The organism is Fulvivirga imtechensis AK7, from assembly GCF_000331535.1.
Lineage (GTDB): Bacteria > Bacteroidota > Bacteroidia > Cytophagales > Cyclobacteriaceae > Fulvivirga > Fulvivirga imtechensis.
Genome location: NZ_AMZN01000043.1, coordinates 86,196 through 105,931, shown reverse-complemented (window position 1 = coordinate 105,931; position 19,736 = coordinate 86,196). Strand labels below are relative to the sequence as shown.

Sequence of the window (19,736 nt, the reverse complement as noted above, 5' to 3'; positions counted from 1 at the left end):
AACTCAAGCCTCAAGACTCACGACCAGGTACTCAGGACTCTATTCCTGCAAACCGTACCAGTCCCCGGACCCGGTTCCGGGGCCTCGCTGTGAAGAACTACTACAGAAGTAACCCGACAACCCAACCGATAGTATGGCGAAGAAAAAAATCCGCACTCTTTGGATTTCTATAGCTTATGGAACAGGCCTACTCTGGTTAGCTCCCCTTTCTCAGGGGCCCCGGAACGGGGTCCGGGGACTAGCATAGGATTTTTTTGTGTTGCGACTACTTCCGACTGCCATACCCACCTTTGTGTCTCCTCCCGGAAGGAGAATAGTTCTCATCTATTGAAAAATTGATTACCGATCAATGTTTACTTCACCCACTCAATACTCACGACTAACTAACTAGTGTCTCTAAGAAAATGTCAATGTCTGCGTTACGCTTGTCCCAAAAATGCTCTCGTACTTCAGTACGCTCCGCTTTTTGGGACTTCGTCCCGCCCTGCGGGAACGTTTTTTTAAAGCCACTTAGAGTTTTCTTACAAACACTAATTAGCCTGTTGCCGACTGGTTCTAAACTGTTTGATGCTTTTAGTTTATAGTTTGAGTTTATATAAAAAAACGTGCCATCACTTTCTGCCCGGAGGCATGGTGATGGCACGAGTGGTACTAGTCATCAAAACGACTAGGAATCCTTAAATGGATTCAATTATTTTATTCAAAGTCGGGCTCGGGCGCATGGCATTGGAAACCTTTTCTTCATCAGGTTTGTAGTACCCACCGATATCTATCTGGCTTCCCTGAGCAGCATTGAGCTCATCAATAATTTTTGATTCGTTTTCGGCCAACTCTTTAGCCACTTTGGTAAAAATATCTCTTAACTGTGCGTCCTTGTCCTGAGCAGCTAAAGCCTGTGCCCAATACAATGCCAGGTAGTAATGACTTCCCCGGTTGTCAAGTTCATTTACTTTTCGTGAAGGAGATTTTCCGTTGTCCAGGAACTTGCCTGTGGCCTGATCTAAAGTATCTGCCAGCACCCTGGCTCTTTCGTTATTAAAGGTATCACCCAGATGCTCCAAAGAAACGGCAAGCGCCAGAAATTCACCCAGGGAATCCCATCTGAGGTGCCCTTCTTCTAAAAACTGCTCTACGTGCTTCGGAGCTGAGCCTCCTGCCCCAGTTTCAAACAAACCTCCACCATTCATCAGGGGCACGACAGAAAGCATCTTAGCGCTTGTTCCGAGTTCAAGGATAGGGAACAAATCTGTCAGATAATCACGTAGCACGTTGCCGGTTACAGAAATGGTATCTTTTCCTTGTTTTATACGCTCCAAAGAGAAGCGCGTGGCCTCAACAGGTGACATAATGTGGATTTCCAGGCCACTTGTGTCATAATCGTTGAGGTACCTATTCACTTTATCGATCAATTGCACGTCATGTGCCCTGTTGCTGTCCAACCAAAATACTGCTGGCGTTCCTGTTGCTTTGGCCCGGTTCACAGCCAATTTTACCCAATCCTGAATTGGGGCGTCTTTTGTTTGACACATTCTCCATATGTCACCTTCTTCCACAGGATGCTCCAACAGCGTATTGCCCGATGCGTCAACCACTCTTACCGTACCATTACCTGGTACTTCGAAAGTTTTATCATGAGAACCGTATTCTTCTGCCTTTTGGGCCATTAGTCCCACGTTGGAGACACTACCCATGGTAGACGGATCGAAAGCGCCATTTTGCTTACAAAAATCTATTGTTTCCTGATATACTCCGGCATAGCAACGATCAGGGATGACTGCCTTTGTGTCTTGTGGTTTTCCCTGAGCATTCCACATCTGGCCGGAAGTACGGATCATAGCAGGCATGGAAGCATCTATGATCACATCGCTAGGCACATGAAGATTGGTTATCCCTTTATCAGAGTTCACCATTGCCAGATCAGGGCCATTTTCAAAACAGGTCTGGATATCTGCCTCCACTTCTTTCCTTTTTCCTTCAGGCAATTTCTGTATTCCCGCAACCAGGTCCCCAAAACCGTTGTTAGGGTCAACCCCAACACTTTTTAATGTTTCACTGTGCTTTTCAAAAACAGGGGCAAAGAATACGGTAACGGCATGTCCAAAGATAATAGGGTCTGATACCTTCATCATTGTGGCTTTCATATGAAGGGAGAATAAAACACCCTTCCTTTTCGCATCTTCTTTTTGCTCTTCCAGAAATTTTCTCAAAGCACTTTTGCTCATTACTGCCGCATCAATAACTTCTCCAGCCTGCAAAGCAACTTTTTCCTTTAGGACAGTTGTCTTACCATCTTTACCAACAAATTCAATTTTAACACTATCTTCCTGGCTAACTGTAACAGATTTCTCACTGCCATAGAAATCACCCTCTTTCATGCTGGATACGTGCGATTTGGAATCTGCACTCCATTTCCCCATAGAGTGTGGGTTCTTTTTAGCGTATTCCTTTACTGCCTTTGGCGCTCTGCGGTCAGAGTTGCCTTCTCGCAATACCGGGTTGACTGCGCTACCTTTGATCTTGTCATATTTTGCCTTAGCGGCCTTTTCGGCTTCGTTCTTCGGGTCTTCCTGATAGTCCGGTATGTTATATCCTTTGCTTTGCAATTCTTTAATGGCCGCCTTCATTTGAGGAATTGAGGCGCTGATGTTGGGCAGCTTAATGATGTTTGCTCCGGGAGTTTTAGCTATTTCACCTAACTCAGTTAAATCATCAGATATCCTTTGGCTCTCGGCAAGATTTTCGGGAAAGCTGGCGATAATCCTTCCTGCCAGGGAGATATCCCTGGTTTCAACAGTCACCCCTGCTGAATCAGTAAAAGCTTTAACAATTGGGAGAAATGAATGAGTAGCCAACGCTGGGGCCTCATCGGTTATGGTATAAAGAATCTTGGGTGTTTTTTCTGTCATGACTTTGTTAATTTCTTATTCTCTGGAGGTTGCGAATTTACAAAATTCAACTTGCAATTGAAGCTTGCACTGTTATAAATGGAACTATTTATAACAGAGGTGGCTTTTTATCGTTTAAATATTTTAGTTATTTTTCATCTATGGTTCAGATACTGTTTTTAACTTTTTGGGCGCTCTTTTTCGCCCCCACAGATACTTCTTCAGATACAGACGTATGTCTTAGTACGGAAGAGCAAACATTGTATGAGTTGATCAATGAGTACAGGAAAAAGAAAAAGCTTGTCCCCATTCCTTTTTCGGCCAAGCTTACGAAGGTGGCTCAGGTCCATGCCAAAGACCTGGCTGACTATTACAATTTTGACCCCAACAATGAATGTAACCCCCACAGTTGGTCAAAAAATGGCTTTTGGAGCTCTTGTTGCTATACCAACGACCATAAAGAAGCACAGTGTATGTGGAATAAGCCTAGAGAAATAGCCGGGTATGATGGACCCGGATATGAAATAGCCTACTACAGCTCTGCGGGTGCCAGTGCTCAAGAAGGACTCCAGGGGTGGCAAAAAAGCCCCAGCCACAATCCTTTATTAATTAACTCAGGTATGTGGAAACAGGTCGAATGGCAGGGGGTTGGCATTGGTATTTATAAAGAATATGCCGTTGTCTGGTTCGGAACGCTGAAAGATGATTCTAAGATAAAAAAGTGCCCGGGTAGGTAGTTAATGATTAATGGTTTGATGTTTGATGGAATCAATGCGCTTCCGGGGCTTTTTATTTTGTTTGATGTTTGATGTTTGGGTGTTTCTTCGAATTTCGGACTTCCAACTTCCTGCAAAACCGTACCAGTCCCAGATCCGGTTCCCGGGCTCCGCTGCGAAGAACTACTGCAGAAGTAACCCGACCCAACCGATAGCATGGCGAAGAAAAAAATCCACACTCTTTGGATTTCTATAGCTTATGGAACGGTCTACTCTTGTTAGCTCCCTTTTTCTCAGGGGCCCCGGAACGGGTCCCATAGCCGTTAACTTAAGCATCCCGGTAGGGATGCAATATTGGTAGCCCGGGGTGAAGCCCCGGGATAGGATTAGATTTTTTTATGCGCCACATTCAAGCTTGGGAAGATGAGAAGGCTATTTTGGCGCATCCATGCTTACTAAGGTAAATGCTTCGAACTCATTCCTGCCATGTGTGCCAAGGAAGCCTGTGTTCCATGGTTGGGCCTTCCTATGGCACACTCAACTTCTCGTTTAAACCCGGGGCTTCACCCCGGGCTACAAAGATTTACCCCCTCTGGGGGCTCGTTATTCTCTTAAGTTAACGGCTATGGGAACGGGGTCCGGGGACTAGCATAGGATTTTTTTGTGTTGCGACTACTTCCGACACTCATCTATTGAAAAATTGATTACCGCTCAATGTTGCTTGACCCATTCAATACTCGCGACTAACTACACAGGGACTCTACTTGCCTACTGCCGATTGGTTCTAATGTTGATGCACAATTAACTAGTATCTCTAAGAAAACGCCAATGTCTGCGTTATGCTCGTCCCAAAAATGCTCACGTACCCCAGTACGCTCCGCTTTTTGGCACTTCACAAGCCTTGACCTGAACGTTTTCTTAAAGCCACTTAGAGTTTTCTTACAAACACTAACTATTCACAACTATACCATTAACCAATTAGCTACCTTACGTAGCTGGCTGCATTGACATCGACAGTAGTCCCGGTTGCGTGTTTAGCCAGGCCACTGGCGAGGAAGCAAACCACCTGTGCCACATCGGTGGGCTCTGTCATCTCAGCAAGAGCGATATCTTTTGTGGCATAGTCTTCACCGTACGTGTCAATAAAATCCCGTGCCATTTCCGTGCGGGTAAAGCCCGGAGCCACCCCAAAGGCGGTAATCCCCTGCTTTCCGTAAGCTCTCGCAATGGTTTTTGTCAATGCCTCCAGCCCTCCCTTTGATGAAGCATATGCCATATAATCAGCCGTATCACCACGGTGTGCCGCTCTGGAACTAATATTGATAATGATACCATCTTTTTGCAGAATGAAATGAGGTAGGGTTAGCTTACACAAAAGTGCCGGAGCCGTAAGGTTTACAGCCATGGTTTTCTCCCAATCTCCGACCCATTGCTCATTGGCCATATCGATGTCTGAGCTAATGGCGATCCCAGCATTGTTAACCAATACATCTAACTGTCCGAAATGAGAAAATACCTCGTGAAAAAGCCGCGACACCGCCTTCATGTCGGAAAGGTCTGCCTGAAATGCTTTGGAATTATGGCCAATTTTTGAGGCTAACTCTTCAGCGGCCATGATGTTGCTATTGCAATGGATGGCAATGGTAGCACCGGAATCGCCAAGTACCTCTGAAATAGCCTTACCAATACCACGACTGGCGCCGGTCACCAGCGCCACCTTATTCGACATATCGATTTGCATGCATCTAAATTAACATTCACAACCCTTATTTGTAAACACCTGCCCATAACTTTTTTAAATTATTGACGTAAAAAGGGTTATGAGATTCTTTACAGCCCTTCTTCTTTGGTTCATCCTGCTGGTATTATGCTGGCCTCTGGCACTGCTGGCCCTATTTATATGGCTGATACTGCTCCCGTTTCAATTATTGGGATTTGCAATTGGTGGTATTTTTAAACTAGTTGGCGCTATTCTAATGTTTCCGTTTAAAGTGGCGGGTATTGCTGTCAAACGGTAGTAATGCAAACTGATAAAAATAAAAACAGGCTCCCGTACAGCCATACTGCCACGGGAATCCATTTACCAGATATTTAGTGGCTCTAAGAAAACGCCAATGTATGCGTTATGCTTGTCCCAAAAATGCTCACGTACCTCAGTACGTTCCGCTTTTCGGCACTTCATTTCTTAAAGTCACTTAGAGTTTTCTTATAGACACTATTTACGGTTTCTCAACGTGAGGAAGATCAGTAACCATAAGCCATTCATTGTCAATGGTTCTTATCAGCAAAATATAATTGGTAAAAAGCAATTCTTTTCCTTTGAATTTTGCTTTTACCACTGCATAGTTACCAACTATATCGGTCATCAAAAATTCAATTTGCCTCTGATCTCCGCCTATTTTACCATTTTTTAAGAGATCCAGATAAAGATCCTTTGTCATAATGCTAAGATCTTCGCCACCAAACAACCGGTTGATCACTGCTCTGAAATTGACATTCAAGACAGCATCCACCTGCCGAATATCACGTGCATCTGCCCCATGAATGAAGCGTCTGACAACATTTTCTACATTTTGCTTTTCCATATTTGATTGTGATTTAACCTCCGGCATAACTGCCGAAAGCATGAACGTTAAGAATAATAGGTGTTTCATATTATTTAGTATTGAGATATTAGTATTGAGTATTGAGATAGCTCGAAGCCGAAGACTGAAGTCAGAATTGCGAAGTGCATGGACTCACGACTGTTACTCTGGATCATTTCGACTTGTATCAGATTAATAGTTGATATTACAATTATTGATATATCAATTGATTAGATAAAAAAATTTTTACCCTCTGAAATTATTGAAAACTGTGTCCAGAGCTTTTTTAAACGCCCGCTGATCCTCTCTGGTCAACCCTTCCAATCCTTTTTTTCGAATGATCACGGCCAGACTCAATGTCTTTTCCACAAGTTTCTTACCCTTAAAGGCGAGGTGAATATTGTATATTCTGCGATCTTTTCCCTGTCTCTTTTCAACCAACTCCTTTTTAACTAATCCATCCAGGATGCGGGTTACTGATGCCGGATCCTTAAAAATACCGGAGGCCAGCTCACGTTGGTTGATACCTGGATTTTCGCTAACTTTTTTTAATACTATCCACTGGTCGCTGGTCAGGTCTATCCCCTGCCCGATCATTACCTCATGCGCATACTGCTTAAATGCCTGGGCTGCCCTCACGAGCTTAAAAACGTATACGTCTTCTATCAGTGCATCTACGTCTTCCATATTATTAATTGATATATCAACGAATATAGAAATTTCAAAATAAAAATCTAAACAAGATCTGATTTTTTGTAACCACAATTTCCTGTCCCTTGTTATTTAAATAAAAAATCATGGAAAAAGTGTTAGTTGTAGGAGCGAATGGCCATACAGGCACTAAAATAGTGCTACTCCTCAAAAATCATGGCCAATATGACCCTGTGGCAATGATAAGGGATGAATCTCAGGTACCTAAATTCGAGTCTATGGGCATAGCCTACCGGCTGGCAGACCTTGAAGGTGATGTCTCCCATGTTTTGGAGGGAATCGACAAAATTATATTTGCAGCAGGTTCCGGATCGCAAACCGGCCCTGATAAAACCATTTCTGTGGATCAGGAAGGAGCTAAAAAGCTTATTGATGAAGCAGAGAAGCAAGGGATAAAAAAATTTGTAATGCTCAGTTCCATGGGTGCTGATGACCCTGACAGCCATGAAAAGATCAGGCATTACCTGGAGGCTAAACATAATGCGGATGAACATTTAAAAGCCAGTGGTCTCAACTATGCTATTGTACGACCGGGAGGATTAACACATGATGACCATCTTGGAAAGATTGACGCTCGTGAAAAGCTCGACCATCAGGGTAAAATCACCCGCGAAGATGTAGCACAGGTGCTGGTGGCATCGCTGGATCACGCCCAGGTAAGAAATAAGACTTTTGAAATTATCAACGGAAACACGAGCATTGCAGAGGCGCTGGCATCGCTGTAGCCAACCAAACTCAATTGATCACTAACCTTTGGGAAAAGTCCCGGCCTCGCAGGGTGATCTTAACCAGATAAATACCGGGAGACAATCGGTCATTAAAACTAATGAAATATGTGCCGTTTGTTCTATCACGGCTTCCCATACTTTCGGCCAGCACAAGATGGCCCTCTTTCGTGTATATCCTAATAATCACTTCATCCATCTCTTTGTGCTCTACCGGTAACGCTATATTCACCCAGTGCCCTCCTGTTGGATTAGGGTATAGCTGCATTTCTTCTTTACCCGTATCAGTGGTAACAACAAGCCATGGAGAATCAGTTGATGTGCCATCATAATCCGTCTGCTTTACCCGATAGTAGGATGTACCGGGCAGAGGATGGTAATCAATAACATTATATTTCACAGCCTCGGAAAGATCGCCTTTGGACTGTATTACGGCTACGGTTTCTACCTGCTCCATATCCTGTGACCTCTCGATGCTGAAGTAGTCATTATTAACCTCGGAGGCCGTTGCCCATTCGAGTTCAACGGTACCATTTTTCCCCTTTGCTTTAAAATATAAAAGCTGAATAGGTAAAGGAGAGACCAGGAGGTATTCTGAGCCACCACCATCACCATTACCTCCCTGATACATCTCCGTAATTGTTAATCCTGACACAAATCCATTATAATTTTTTTGATCGGAGCCATCACCGCCACCACCCATGAACATCAAAGCAACGGTGACTCCATTGATCATTCCGGTAAAATCTTCCTGATGAAAACCATCTCCAGAACCTCCTGCATACATTAGGGTGAAGGTGGTACCCGTTATCATGCCACTGTAGAAATTATTTGCAGACCCGTCTCCGTGCCCTCCATGATAAAGGGAAGTCCATTGAAAGCCGCTGGGCTCCCCATTGTAGGTAGCCTCACTAAAGCCGTCTCCCGCACCTCCTGAAAACATTTCACTAAATTGGGTGCCATCTAGTTGAGCATTATGAACGAGGACAGAGAATCCATCTCCATCACCGCCAAAATATTGGCCCATGGCTGAAGGCACCATTGTAACAAAAAGTGCAAGCTTTAGCAGTAACCTGATCATTGCAGCATTAATTAGTGTATCTAAGAAAACGCCAATGTCTGCGTTAAGCGTGTCCCAAAAATGCTCTTCCCTAATGCACTCCGCTTTTTGGGGCTTCATCCCGCTAATTAGCGGGAACATTTTCTTAAAGCCACTTGGAGCTTTCTTATCAGCTTTAATTACCACTTCTCACTCCCCTAATACCAAACGTAGATTGGGTGGTCGCTCCTATAGTTATAGCAAATGGCCGGCCAGCAACAGAAAACCCACTGACCCCATAGGGGAAGCTCCCTCCTCTGATACCATAGTTACCCGCTGCCTCATTCAAACCGCTGATATTTCCTGAGCCATCTGCGGCAAGCACGCCATTTCCATGCAGCCCCTGAAAGCCCCTTCCCCCGGAAGAACCTATACTCACAACAAATTCAAACAGGTTACCGGTCAGCTCCATAATACCGTAATAACTGCCTCCCGTTTCTTCACGTGTATGGTTTACCGAACTGGCGGCAAATATTCCGCATCTGGTGGGGCCACTGCCATTGGCACTGGTACTTTGATACCAGGCATTGCCAATGAGCTCCCCCATGTCAGTAATTACCGAGGACGAGCTTCCTTCATTTTGAATGGTATAGTCGGTAGCATGAAGGTTAGAAGTACCCCAGGCATACTCACCAATTACCGGGTATAAAGGACCACGACAGGCTTTTTCATATTCCAACTCCGTCATAGGCCTCAATCCGGCCCAATCCAGGTAGCTGTGGAGATATTGAAAATTCACATAATTAACGGGGTAATCCGCCCGTGTGGTTGTGGCATTTCCGGAAGTCCAGGCTATGCCATTTCCATTTACTTCGCTGTCGCTATTTTTCCTTGAAGCCCCGGTTATGTCAAAATTCTGCTTCTGGGCACTGGTCAATGTATTAAAATAGGCGATCCACTGCTCCTGGCTCACTTCATATTTCATACAATAAAAGGCATTATATCCTTTTGGAAAAAACAAGCTGATCGGACCAGTCTGATCTCCTCCAGAACCATTGTCGTCATAGTATAACTGCCCTGCACCTGTACCCACAGTTATTGAACCTATACCACTCACGAGGTATGGCTGATCAGGATCCCCGCTGCCATAAAATCTGTTAGTTTCAGTTCCTCCTGCGGCACCTCCCAGGTAGAAGCTCCCTTGGGGCACATAAACCATCTCTATGGCAAATACTTTAACATCTACCATGTCGTCATCTGCTACTCCATTATCACCATAATTCCATCGAAGTTGTATTCCGGTAAAGTTTGCAGTACCACTGCCATCAGTGTTTCTATAGATAAAGGTTCCCACGCGATCAGATGGCGTGCTTATGGTGCATCCGACTGGTTCAGTATGTCCGTCATTGGCTGCAGTGCCGTCTGCATAATTAATGGAGCCGTGCTGCCAGTCACCGCCACCAACACGAAATTTAATAAACACCCATGCAGCATCCCAGTTGGCAGGACCGGTGCTAAGTCTCCAGGAGTTCTCCCAACTGAGGTCAAATTGGATAAGCGTATAACCACTTACCGTGTTTTGGCCGGTGAGTGATACATTACTTACCGTGATATTATTGGCTTGCGCCAACAGGCAGGCCAGTAATAAGAGCATTGTAAGGAAGAAGTTTTTCATCGTTTGATATTTTAGGTTCAGCTAATTAGAATCGGGGTGTCTCACATACTGCCTGGTATAAGGCAGGTCGCGAGGATCATGATAACTTATGATCTCAATCTGATCGTGGTAGTCTTTTATCAGGCGTCTGATCACTTCAAGACTTCTGATACGTTGCTCTTCGTCTTCAGGGTGAATAAGAGCCAGGCTTTCGGAGTTACCTTCTAACTCCTCAAGTTCCGCTTTTAGATAATAGGCATCACCTATGTGCAAAAGCCATTTATCATCCTGGCTGATCGCTACACCACAATGCCCCATTGTATGGCCAAAAAGCGGTATCAGGAAAATATCCGATTCAAACTGCACATTTATCCTCCTCGCCTCCAGCCCGAACCATCTTTCTTCGGATTGAGCATAAGTTTTTACGGAATGATTCGGATCTAATTGATCGCCCAGGTATCTGTCATTTCCTGTTTGGAAATGAGCGTATTCCTCTGAAGAAACGTGTAACGTCAACCGGGGAAAATCGGCTAGACCCCCAATATGGTCAGGGTCCATATGTGTCAGGATAACATGTTGCACATCTTTAGCACGGATCCCCAGCTTTTTTAATTTCGCAAGGGCGGTCTCATCACGATTGAATCTTCGACCGTATTTATTGGCAAACCATCTAGTCCCGCTTTCTGATCCGGCGGCATCTACATACCCCATGCCCGCATCAACCAAGGCTATACCATTCTTATCCTTCAACAGCAGGCAATGGCAAACCAGATCATAAGGTAAATGCGCATTGATGTTGCCACAGTTGATGTTATATACAGTCGTCATATTCTTAAGCTTACCAGCATAGATCCGGCATAAATGATGAAATAATACTTATGCAACTTCAAATCTAACCTACTGTAGGTTAATGATTTAAAACCATTTGACAGGTTTGTTAATCCAATTGATCAATGGGGGATTTCAATTGACGGGCATCTGATTTGGTCCAATGGCCAACTTCAAACCTTCGCTGCCATAGAGATTTTTGTTTTGTAGCCGTAGTGGATCTCATCGTGAAAACAATCGAAAATCACATCCCGTCAATTGAAAAGGTCATTTTATCAAATCGGTGGGTATATTATTAAGTAGCAAACTATATTAGGATCATGAACAAAGATTGTTTAAGCAATTGTTGTTTTATCCTTAAGCAATTTTTTATAATTTATATATTGTGCAAGAAAAACCTGCTACCCTATTGACAAAGAGATTATCATTTGATGAGCTTGAAGAGGTGTTGATCTATTTTTCCACATCCATTCTGGGAAAAAATACAGAAGAGGAGATCCTATGGGATCTGGCTAAAAATTGTATCTCAAAGCTTGGGTTTGTCGATGCTGTTATCTACATGTTAGATAAAAAGTGCACAAAGCTTATACAAAAAGCTGCCTATGGATCAAAGAATCCAAAGAGCTACGATATTTATCAACCCATAGATATTCCGGTTGGGCAGGGGATAACAGGCACCGTTGCCCAAACCGGTATAGCGGAAATAGTAAAAGATACTACAAAAGACAGCAGGTACATTTTAGATGACGAAGCCAGGCTTTCGGAGATAACGGTACCCATAAAACTTGAAGATGGAAATGTAATTGGAGTTATTGACTGCGAACATCCAGAAAAAGGATACTTCACAGATCAACACCTCAGGATACTTACTGCCATAGCCTCCATTGCGGCGGTAAAAATTGGCAGGGTACGAAGCGAAGAAAAGGCGAGGGAGGAAGAACAAAAGGTGCTTATGGCTCAGCGCAAAATGGATGAGATAAAAATAAAAGCGCTACATGCCCAAATGAATCCGCACTTTGTTTTTAATGCCCTCAATGCCATTCAGCATTTTATCATTACCAATGAAAAAAAACCTGCACTTACTTATTTGACTCTATTTAGCAGACTGATACGCCATTATCTTAATAACCTGGAAAATGAAACAATCGGGGTGGCCGATGAAGTAAATATGTTGAAGTGGTATCTTAAATTGCAGAAGTTGAGATACGAGGGGCGGTTTGAATATACAATTGATGTGGACACTAATAAAGGTGTAGAAAGGGCTAATATTCCAACATTTCTGGTACAGAGCCTTGTGGAGAATATCATTGAGCATATGATATCACAAAATAAGGGCAATAGCGACCTGAGTGTAAAGTTTGACATCAGAAACGAGCTCGTAGACCTGGAGGTATCCATGCGAACTAAGAATAATGAATTTTATAGTGACCATGAGCCGGAGTATCGTGAACGAATAGCACAGTGGATCGACCATGTAGACCTGCTTAATGAAGTGCGGCAATATAATATAACCAGAAATATCAGAGACATAAGAAATAGCTACGGTCAGGTTCAGGGAAGGGTTGTTTCCCTGACTATGCCCAATTTATTTTAATCAGACCATGAGAAAGCTTCTACTACCGGCCGTTTTGGCTTTGTTCTCCTCCATCTACTGCCAGGGACAAACGGGGGTAGTCGATAGTTTAGAAAATATTATTGCAACTACCGGGTCTGATTCTATTAGGATAGCTGCAATGCTAAAATTGGGAGTGTACTATCGCTCCAGGAATTTTGATACTGCCAGGTACTTCTACCAACGTGCACTCGAAGAATCACAACACCACGGCTACGCCAGAGGCATGGTAGCAGCTTATGCAGGTGCCGGAGTTACTTATGGAATGGAAGGAGAATATCCACAAGCTATTATACATTTTGAAAAAGCACTCGCAAAGGCACGGGAGTCAAACATCCCGGACCTTGTGTTTAACCAGTATAACAGCCTTGGTATTGTTTATAAAAGATTGGGTGACTACCCCAGAAGTTATGAATGGTATAACAAGGCTATGGCGCTTGCCGATTCCCTTCAAGACCCGTTAAAGATTGCTGATAATCAATTTAGCATCGCTGTGCTACACGATATGATGGACGAACCTGACAAAGCTTTGACACTCCTCCGGGAGTCTTTAAAAAACTATACTAAAGCTGGGCGGCCGGTCATGTCAAACATATATAACAGCATAGGAGTTATTCTCGCCAAAGCCAACAACTATGACAGCGCTCTGCACTATTACTTCATAGCCCTTGAAATGGATAGAAAAGTAGACAAAAAGGAAGCCGAGCTGATAGTAATGAATAATATTGGAAACGCCTACAGAAAAACGAAGAGGTATAAGGAGGCTGAAAAAATACTGTTGGACGCATTGCATGAAGCAGAAAAAGTTCGTCTCAATCAAGCTAAAGCCGATATTCTGTATAACTTATCGAAAACTTACGTTGCTCAGAGACAGACCGACCTGGCCCTGGAATATGCACTAAAAATGCTTGATCTTTCAAAGAGCCTGGGTAGCTTTTTACAAATTGGAGAAGCTTATGAAGTCCTTTCACATATATTCGAGCAAAAGCAGGATAACACCACTGCACTGAAATACTATAAAGATTTCAAGGCCTACCAGGACAGCCTGTTCAATCAAAATAAAACCAAAGAATTTAAGACTCAACAAACGATGTTTGATGTCTACAAAAAAGATCAGGAACTGGCAAAACAAGAGTTGGAACTGACTTACCTGAATGAAAAAGCGCTACTTGATAAGAAATGGAAATTCATGCTTAAGGCTTCTTCAGCGCTATTGTTGTTTACCCTGTTGCTACTCTATCAGCGATACAGACACCGCCTCAGACATAATGAATTACTTAAATCAAAAAACGCTGTGATCGTGTCACAAAAGCAACATATAGAGGAAATGAATGAGACACTCGAAAAACGCATGCTCCGTGCGCAAATGAACCCTCACTTTATTTTCAACTCACTCAGCTCGATTCAGCATTTTGTTACTGTCAATGACAAGGCCTCAGCTTTAAAGTACCTGACCAAATTTTCAAACCTGCTAAGAAGTGTATTGGAAACTTCAACTGGTGTACAGGTGACTTTGGCAGAGGAAATCGAGCTTATCAAAATCTACCTGGAGTTGGAGTCACTCCGGTTTGACAATGAATTTAAATATGAGATCAAAGTAGATCAGCGTCTTGATATCTACAACCTGGAAATACCCCTGTTGCTTATTCAACCATATATAGAAAACGCCATATTACATGGTCTTTTACCCTCTGCAAAAGAGGATAAACTATTGAACGTAACCTTCGAAGCCACAGACAATGCAATGCGGGTATCTATAGAGGACAATGGCATTGGCAGAAAGGCAGCACAGGTGATAAAAGAGAAAAAAGGCTACAAAAAACAGTCATTGGGTATGTCTGTCACTCAAAAGAGATTGGAAATGCTTGAAAAAAATAAAGATACAACGGCCGCTGTGACAGTGGCCGATCTATATAGAGATAATGGAGAGCCTGAAGGCACTCGTATAATTATAAATATACCTCAACCAATAAATGGTGAATCATGAATTTGCGTGTAGTAATAGTAGAAGATGAAAAACACAGCAGGGAGACTTTGAAAAACCTGCTGATGGAATTTTGCGAGAACATTGATATCGTAGGCTTTGGCGGCACTGTATCCGAAGCTGTAGAAACAATTAGAAAGTCTTTCCCGGATCTCGTTTTTATGGACATAGAACTTCAAACAGGTACAGGATTTGACGTGCTAAAAGAACTGGAAAACCTGAATTTTGAGGTGATCTTTACCACTGCCTTTGAGCATTATGCGATCAAAGCTATCAAATTCAGCTCCATAGACTACCTGCTAAAACCGATAGATATAGAAGAACTCCAAAATGCTGTAGAAAAAGCGCGTGAAAGAAAAGACATCAAGGAGCGTACCCAACAGTTGCAGTTGCTCATGAAAAATATCGGCAACATTCCATCTGACAAAAAGAAGATCTGTCTGGCTACCTCAGGAGGACTCGAATTCATTAACCTGCAGGATATCATCTTTTGCGAGGCTGATGGCTCTTACACGAACTTCTATATAGCGCCTGATAAAAGGCTTACCGTCAGCAAAAATCTAAAAGAGTATGAATACCTTCTTGTCGATCACAACTTCATGAGGGTACATAACAGCTACCTGATCAATTTATTTGAAGTGAAACGTTTCGTAAAATCTGACGGAGGTTATATTCTCATGAACAACGAAAAACAGGTTAGTATTTCGCAAAACAAGCGGGAAGAATTTCTCGAAAGAATGACTATGCTTTAAGGATTCAATAGTCGCAAGCCTTAAGCTTTAGGCCACAAGCCCAGTAACATTACTAAACATTCTTACCCACCCTTGAGCTTTTCTCTGAGGGCTACTGTGTAACACTGTAAAAAAAGTAAGCCGCCCTTAACCAGAGGGCGGCTCGGCTGTAATCGTTTTAAAACCAACTAAAAAACGAATTCCTTAAACAGCTATTCTAAATCAACCTAAACCTGATAAAGGTAAAACAACACCCGTGCCAATACGGGCATTCGCCACTAAGAGCGTTTTAAGGCACTTTATAAAGAGAAGATGTCCATATTTAAGAAACAAAAACCAAAAAGAGACAACTTCTCTTTTTTTTACGATAACAAAATCATGTATTTCGGGTTTTAATTACAATCACCACTAATTCAATGGCTATGAAACTACTACTGATAAACTTGTTTCTGGTAAGTTGTTTTGTAATAAGCTGCAACCAGCCAACTAATGAGGAACAAACCAAAGGTGCAGCAGAAGATCTCAATGAAGAAACATTGAGTGGTAATGCGAAAAAGGACGCTGATTTTATTGTTGAGGCATACACACATAGTCTGATGCTACGTGAGTATGGCCATGTAGCAATGGAAAAAGAAGGGATCCCGGCCGCCATTACAGAATTTGCCAAAACCTCAGTTGAGTTTAATGAAAACATCAATAAACAGTTAACTCAAATGACCGTTAACACAAAGATTGTGTTGCCTACCTCAATTGGCGAAAATGTACTTCGATTTAAAGAAAAGTTACAAGAGACAAGGGGAAAAGACTTCGCAGAAAAATACATGAATGTAGTAGGTGAAATCCAAAGCAAAATGATTTCCGATTACCAAAAAGCTTTTAACCGCACAGAAAATGCACAATTGAGTGAATGGCTTCAGGTTGCCATCCCTCAGATCAACGAAAGAGAGGAGTATGCAGACCAACTTTCAGCCTATGCGGACGATATTGAATAGGACAAGTGGGCTAACACATCTCATTCAGCCCAAAAACCGAATTCCACTGGTATTCTTCCTGACATATTTATAAATTGATCTTAACCCAACTTGTAAAGGCTATGAGTTCGTATAAAAAGATCATATTGGGTATATTTACAGCGATACCATTCGTTCTTACCCTTTTTTACATCATCCTTTTCTCAATCCGGTGGAGTTCCATAAGTGATGACTTAGTTCTCCACTGTTCATTTCCATTAATTCGGGGCCCCGGAATCCCGACAGCAGCCGGGACAGGCCCAGGTCCGGGGACTGGTGCGTGATAGGGGCAAAAAAACCAACGACTCGCGACCAACACAAAAAGTGACACATCGATACCGATTACCGATCACCGAAAAACCCATCACTTCCTCACCCTCCTCACCGCAAAATACAGAAACGTCAATACCATAGCGATCAGGCCCGCGATAGCTGCGAGGGCTATTGCGCCCAGGACGTATTGGAAAAGATTCGCCTTGATGGTATCGAAACTGATGCCTGCGTGGAAGAGGAGGTCGTTGCGCGGGTGAGTGACGAGCAGGGCTCCAAGTTTGTAGCTGCCGTAGATGATGAACGGGATCATAGGTGGGATGCTGATGTGGGCGGCCACTACAAAAAGGGTTTTGTTGAGCTTCATGAAGTGCGATAAGGTCAGGCCGGTGATGAGTTGGTAGCCCCAGACAGGGAAAATGCCCATAAAAACACCAAAGCCGATGGAAAAAGCCTTCCTTTTTACAGATTCCTCGGGGTTGAGCAGGTTTTGACGGATAAAGTTTCTGATATTTTCCCTGGTAAGTGATTTGATAAACCGGAAGGGAATATAGTACCACAAAGCAAGTGTCACCAAATAGGTGTTCAGGATGCTGATGCGGGTGAAATCTACAAACGGACGGAAGTGAGTAATGCGTTTTTTCCCGGGCTCGTAGTGTACCTTGATCGGGATGTTTTTGACAGGTATACCTTTCCAGGCGGCCTTTACGATCACTTCTACCTCAAATTCAAACCTGCCGGTGAGGTAGCGGATCTTTCGCATCCTGGAAATAGGATAAAGCCGGTAGCCGGACTGTGTATCGTCCAGCTTGATGCCTGTCTCTACCTGGTACCAGAAGTTGGAGAATTTATTGCCGAAGCTGCTTTTGCCAGGCACATTTTCCTGGCTCATATTCCTTGCGCCAATTACCAGTGTGCCGGGGTTTTCTTCAATTTCCTGTAGAAACAGAGGCAGGTCGGAAGCAAAATGCTGCCCATCACTGTCGATGGTAATGGCGTAGTCATAGCCCTTCTGAAGTGCATATTTGAATGCGTTGCGCAGTGCCCGTCCTTTGCCCTGGTTTACCTCGTGTGTGGTCACCTGAATACGGTCACCGAAAGATGTCAGTATTTCTCTTGTGTTGTCAGTGGCTCCGTCATTCACCACAATGATGTCATCGGTATACGCCAGTACATCGTTGATAACAGTCGCAAGAGTGCCTTCATTGTTATAGGTGGGTATAACAACGCAACATTTGAGTGATTTGAACAGCCGGTGATAGTCCATTGCTAAGGTTGGGCCGGAATAAAACTTCCTTTGAACTTAAAGTTAGTCGCTCCGTCAGCCAATGTGGAGCTGGCAGTCACCCTAAAGCCACTTTCTGCTGGCGAGAGTGTAAACTGAAAGGCTAACGTGCTATTTTCCTTCGGATTTACCATCTGAAGATATTTGATCATAGAAGATTCGTGCATCCTGTAAGTGCCATTTTTCACTTCGTTTACCATGTCCTTCAACATCTCCAGCAGGCAAACCCCAGGCAATACCGGCTGCCCCGGAAAGTGACCTTCAAAAACAGGATGGCTTTCATTCAGTTGAACAGCTACAAAGTACTCCCCGTCACCTTTTTCCTGAATATTGCCTATGGTATACAAACTATCTTTTAACATGCGCTAACGCTTTAACAGATTCATATATATTTTCATTTTCACGTTATTCCGGGTCAGACATATTTCATCGGGAATATCATCATCATTGATATAATAGAAAATGACTTTGGTCTTGAAGAAGTTGATAAAATTTTTGGTCTCAGCTTTTATCACCCGTTTATGGTCATCTGAAAGCTGTACCTGTAATTTTATGCACTTCTTTATTTTTACTTTGTTATTTTTTTTCAACCTGACCTTTTCCGGGTTGTGCAGTGGCATCAGGTACAGCACACTGAAATCCTGGTGCAGAGCCTTTTTGATCATTCTTTTGTCCAGCCGGTCAAAGGTCTTGATCCAGTTCAGTCCGTCCGGGGTTAGCATAAACTCCATCACCTTGAGCCCCAGCTTGGACAACAGCACTACATGATAGCCGTGTTCCTCCTCTTTGGCCACCAGCAACCCGCTGATATGCTGCTCTTTGTAGTCGAGGCTGACATCGTACACGAGGCTACCTCCCGCTGCGGTAAGAAACGATGACGGCAGCATCCCGTTGCTGTCGCTTTGCGCTACTGCATTGCCGAAAATGAAGAATGCAACCAGGAAAATGGGTATTCTAACGGATCTGAAATTCTTCATTTGCAACAGGTGCATTCATCGTTTTATCAAAAAAATTGATCAGTGTGTAGTCTCCACCCGCCTCGTTGAGTCTGATCTGCGCCACAGTGTAATCATTCTTATCAAAAAACACGTGAATTTCCTCAATATGCTTCTTGAAATGAGCTTCCTTTGGCAAAAGCTTCACCAGATAGCGGTTATCACTCTGGAAATACTCAATATTAAACCTTTTTTCCTGAAGCACATTGCCCTGCACAGTACTTACGATCAGGTCGTTAATCTCAGTAAAGGCTTTGCTCGAACTCATATCAAAAGAGTTGACATTCCCTTCATCGTTGATCAGCACTTCTTTGCCGTTGAGTACAATGGTGTACTCATAAGGCACTGTGTAAGACCATTTCAACAGGTTTGGCTTTTTAAACAGCATCTTTCCTTTCGACTCAATGCTTTCGGAAAGAATGCCCAGGTATTTTTCCTGCACAAAGGAGGTCTGGATAGAGGTGGTTTTTTCTGCTACCTCAGAAATATTTTTCTTGAAGGCGTCAATATTTTGCATTTGCACGAGCTTATCGTCCTGTGCTGTGAGCGCCAGCAGCGGGATGATGAGGATGAATAGTATGTAGTATTTGTTCTTCATTTTTTCAAGCTTTAAGCTGCAAGCTGTAAGCACTTTTAATTCGCGTCATCCTGACGAAGGAAGGATCTTACTAAGCTTAAAAGTTCTGCCACAGTACTTAGTAAGATT

Annotated in this window: 17 protein-coding genes; 6 read left to right on the top strand and 11 right to left on the bottom strand. The window is 43.3% G+C overall.

Annotated elements, in window-relative coordinates; all coding sequences use genetic code 11:
• Positions 1 to 677: 677 nt before the first annotated feature.
• On the bottom strand, positions 678 to 2,906 hold the full coding sequence (locus C900_RS12500) for an NADP-dependent isocitrate dehydrogenase (RefSeq protein WP_009580283.1): 2,229 nt from the start codon (positions 2,904 to 2,906) through the stop codon (positions 678 to 680).
• Between the two features lie 140 nt (positions 2,907 to 3,046).
• Between C900_RS12500 and C900_RS12495 the strand changes: the two genes are divergently transcribed.
• Positions 3,047 to 3,622, top strand: coding sequence for a CAP domain-containing protein (locus C900_RS12495; RefSeq protein ID WP_051052838.1), 576 nt, complete (start codon positions 3,047 to 3,049; stop codon positions 3,620 to 3,622).
• Positions 3,623 to 4,583: 961 nt separating this feature from the next.
• Here C900_RS12495 and C900_RS12490 read toward each other — a convergent pair.
• From C900_RS12490 to C900_RS12475, 3 genes are all read right to left on the bottom strand, one after another.
• Positions 4,584 to 5,342: an SDR family NAD(P)-dependent oxidoreductase gene (locus tag C900_RS12490; protein WP_009580280.1), complete on the bottom strand. Its 759-nt coding sequence runs from the start codon at positions 5,340 to 5,342 to the stop codon at positions 4,584 to 4,586.
• A gap of 478 nt (positions 5,343 to 5,820) precedes the next feature.
• On the bottom strand, positions 5,821 to 6,255 hold the full coding sequence (locus tag C900_RS12480; RefSeq protein WP_083867489.1) for a nuclear transport factor 2 family protein: 435 nt from the start codon (positions 6,253 to 6,255) through the stop codon (positions 5,821 to 5,823).
• A 177-nt stretch (positions 6,256 to 6,432) separates the two neighbouring features.
• The gene (locus C900_RS12475; protein ID WP_009580277.1) at positions 6,433 to 6,873 is read right to left on the bottom strand and encodes a MarR family winged helix-turn-helix transcriptional regulator; all 441 of its coding nucleotides are present in this window, start codon (positions 6,871 to 6,873) and stop codon (positions 6,433 to 6,435) included.
• A gap of 110 nt (positions 6,874 to 6,983) precedes the next feature.
• Between C900_RS12475 and C900_RS12470 the strand changes: the two genes are divergently transcribed.
• Positions 6,984 to 7,622, top strand: a complete 639-nt coding sequence (locus C900_RS12470) for an SDR family oxidoreductase (RefSeq protein WP_009580276.1) — start codon at positions 6,984 to 6,986, stop codon at positions 7,620 to 7,622.
• Between the two features lie 10 nt (positions 7,623 to 7,632).
• Here C900_RS12470 and C900_RS28405 read toward each other — a convergent pair whose 3' ends face one another.
• From C900_RS28405 to C900_RS12455, 3 genes are read right to left on the bottom strand one after another with little or no spacing between them, the layout of a single operon-like run.
• Complete coding sequence (locus C900_RS28405) at positions 7,633 to 8,802, bottom strand: T9SS type A sorting domain-containing protein (RefSeq protein WP_051052837.1); 1,170 nt, start codon at positions 8,800 to 8,802, stop codon at positions 7,633 to 7,635.
• 55 nt (positions 8,803 to 8,857) lie between these two features.
• Positions 8,858 to 10,336, bottom strand: a complete 1,479-nt coding sequence (locus C900_RS12460; RefSeq protein WP_009580274.1) for an SUMF1/EgtB/PvdO family nonheme iron enzyme — start codon at positions 10,334 to 10,336, stop codon at positions 8,858 to 8,860.
• Between the two features lie 21 nt (positions 10,337 to 10,357).
• Entirely contained in the window at positions 10,358 to 11,143 is a 786-nt protein-coding gene (locus C900_RS12455; protein ID WP_009580273.1) for an MBL fold metallo-hydrolase, read from the bottom strand.
• 409 nt (positions 11,144 to 11,552) lie between these two features.
• Between C900_RS12455 and C900_RS12450 the strand changes: the two genes are divergently transcribed.
• From C900_RS12450 to C900_RS12435, 4 genes are all read left to right on the top strand, one after another.
• Complete coding sequence (locus tag C900_RS12450) at positions 11,553 to 12,737, top strand: histidine kinase (protein WP_009580271.1); 1,185 nt, start codon at positions 11,553 to 11,555, stop codon at positions 12,735 to 12,737.
• A gap of 7 nt (positions 12,738 to 12,744) precedes the next feature.
• Positions 12,745 to 14,742 (top strand): tetratricopeptide repeat-containing sensor histidine kinase, encoded by a 1,998-nt coding sequence (locus tag C900_RS12445; protein ID WP_040496665.1) that lies wholly within the window; start codon positions 12,745 to 12,747, stop codon positions 14,740 to 14,742.
• Positions 14,739 to 15,491, top strand: coding sequence for a LytR/AlgR family response regulator transcription factor (locus C900_RS12440; protein ID WP_009580269.1), 753 nt, complete (start codon positions 14,739 to 14,741; stop codon positions 15,489 to 15,491). Before C900_RS12445 ends, C900_RS12440 begins: the two co-directional genes overlap by 4 nt.
• Positions 15,492 to 15,892: 401 nt before the next feature.
• The gene (locus C900_RS12435; RefSeq protein ID WP_157494006.1) at positions 15,893 to 16,462 is read left to right on the top strand and encodes a DUF4142 domain-containing protein; all 570 of its coding nucleotides are present in this window, start codon (positions 15,893 to 15,895) and stop codon (positions 16,460 to 16,462) included.
• 382 nt (positions 16,463 to 16,844) lie between these two features.
• Here C900_RS12435 and C900_RS12430 read toward each other — a convergent pair whose 3' ends face one another.
• The 4 genes from C900_RS12430 to lolA2 are packed head-to-tail and all read right to left on the bottom strand — an operon-like array spanning position 16,845 to position 19,628.
• On the bottom strand, positions 16,845 to 18,017 hold the full coding sequence (locus C900_RS12430) for a DUF2062 domain-containing protein (RefSeq protein WP_009580265.1): 1,173 nt from the start codon (positions 18,015 to 18,017) through the stop codon (positions 16,845 to 16,847).
• 2 nt (positions 18,018 to 18,019) lie between these two features.
• Complete coding sequence (locus C900_RS12425; RefSeq protein WP_009580263.1) at positions 18,020 to 18,397, bottom strand: ApeI family dehydratase; 378 nt, start codon at positions 18,395 to 18,397, stop codon at positions 18,020 to 18,022.
• 3 nt (positions 18,398 to 18,400) lie between these two features.
• Positions 18,401 to 19,012 (bottom strand): hypothetical protein, encoded by a 612-nt coding sequence (locus C900_RS12420; protein ID WP_040496663.1) that lies wholly within the window; start codon positions 19,010 to 19,012, stop codon positions 18,401 to 18,403.
• A complete protein-coding gene (gene lolA2 / locus C900_RS12415; RefSeq protein WP_009580259.1) occupies positions 18,990 to 19,628 on the bottom strand; it encodes a flexirubin biosynthesis/transport protein LolA2 in 639 nt (212 codons plus the stop codon). The genes C900_RS12420 and lolA2 overlap by 23 nt, the downstream gene beginning before the upstream one ends.
• Positions 19,629 to 19,736: the final 108 nt, after the last annotated feature.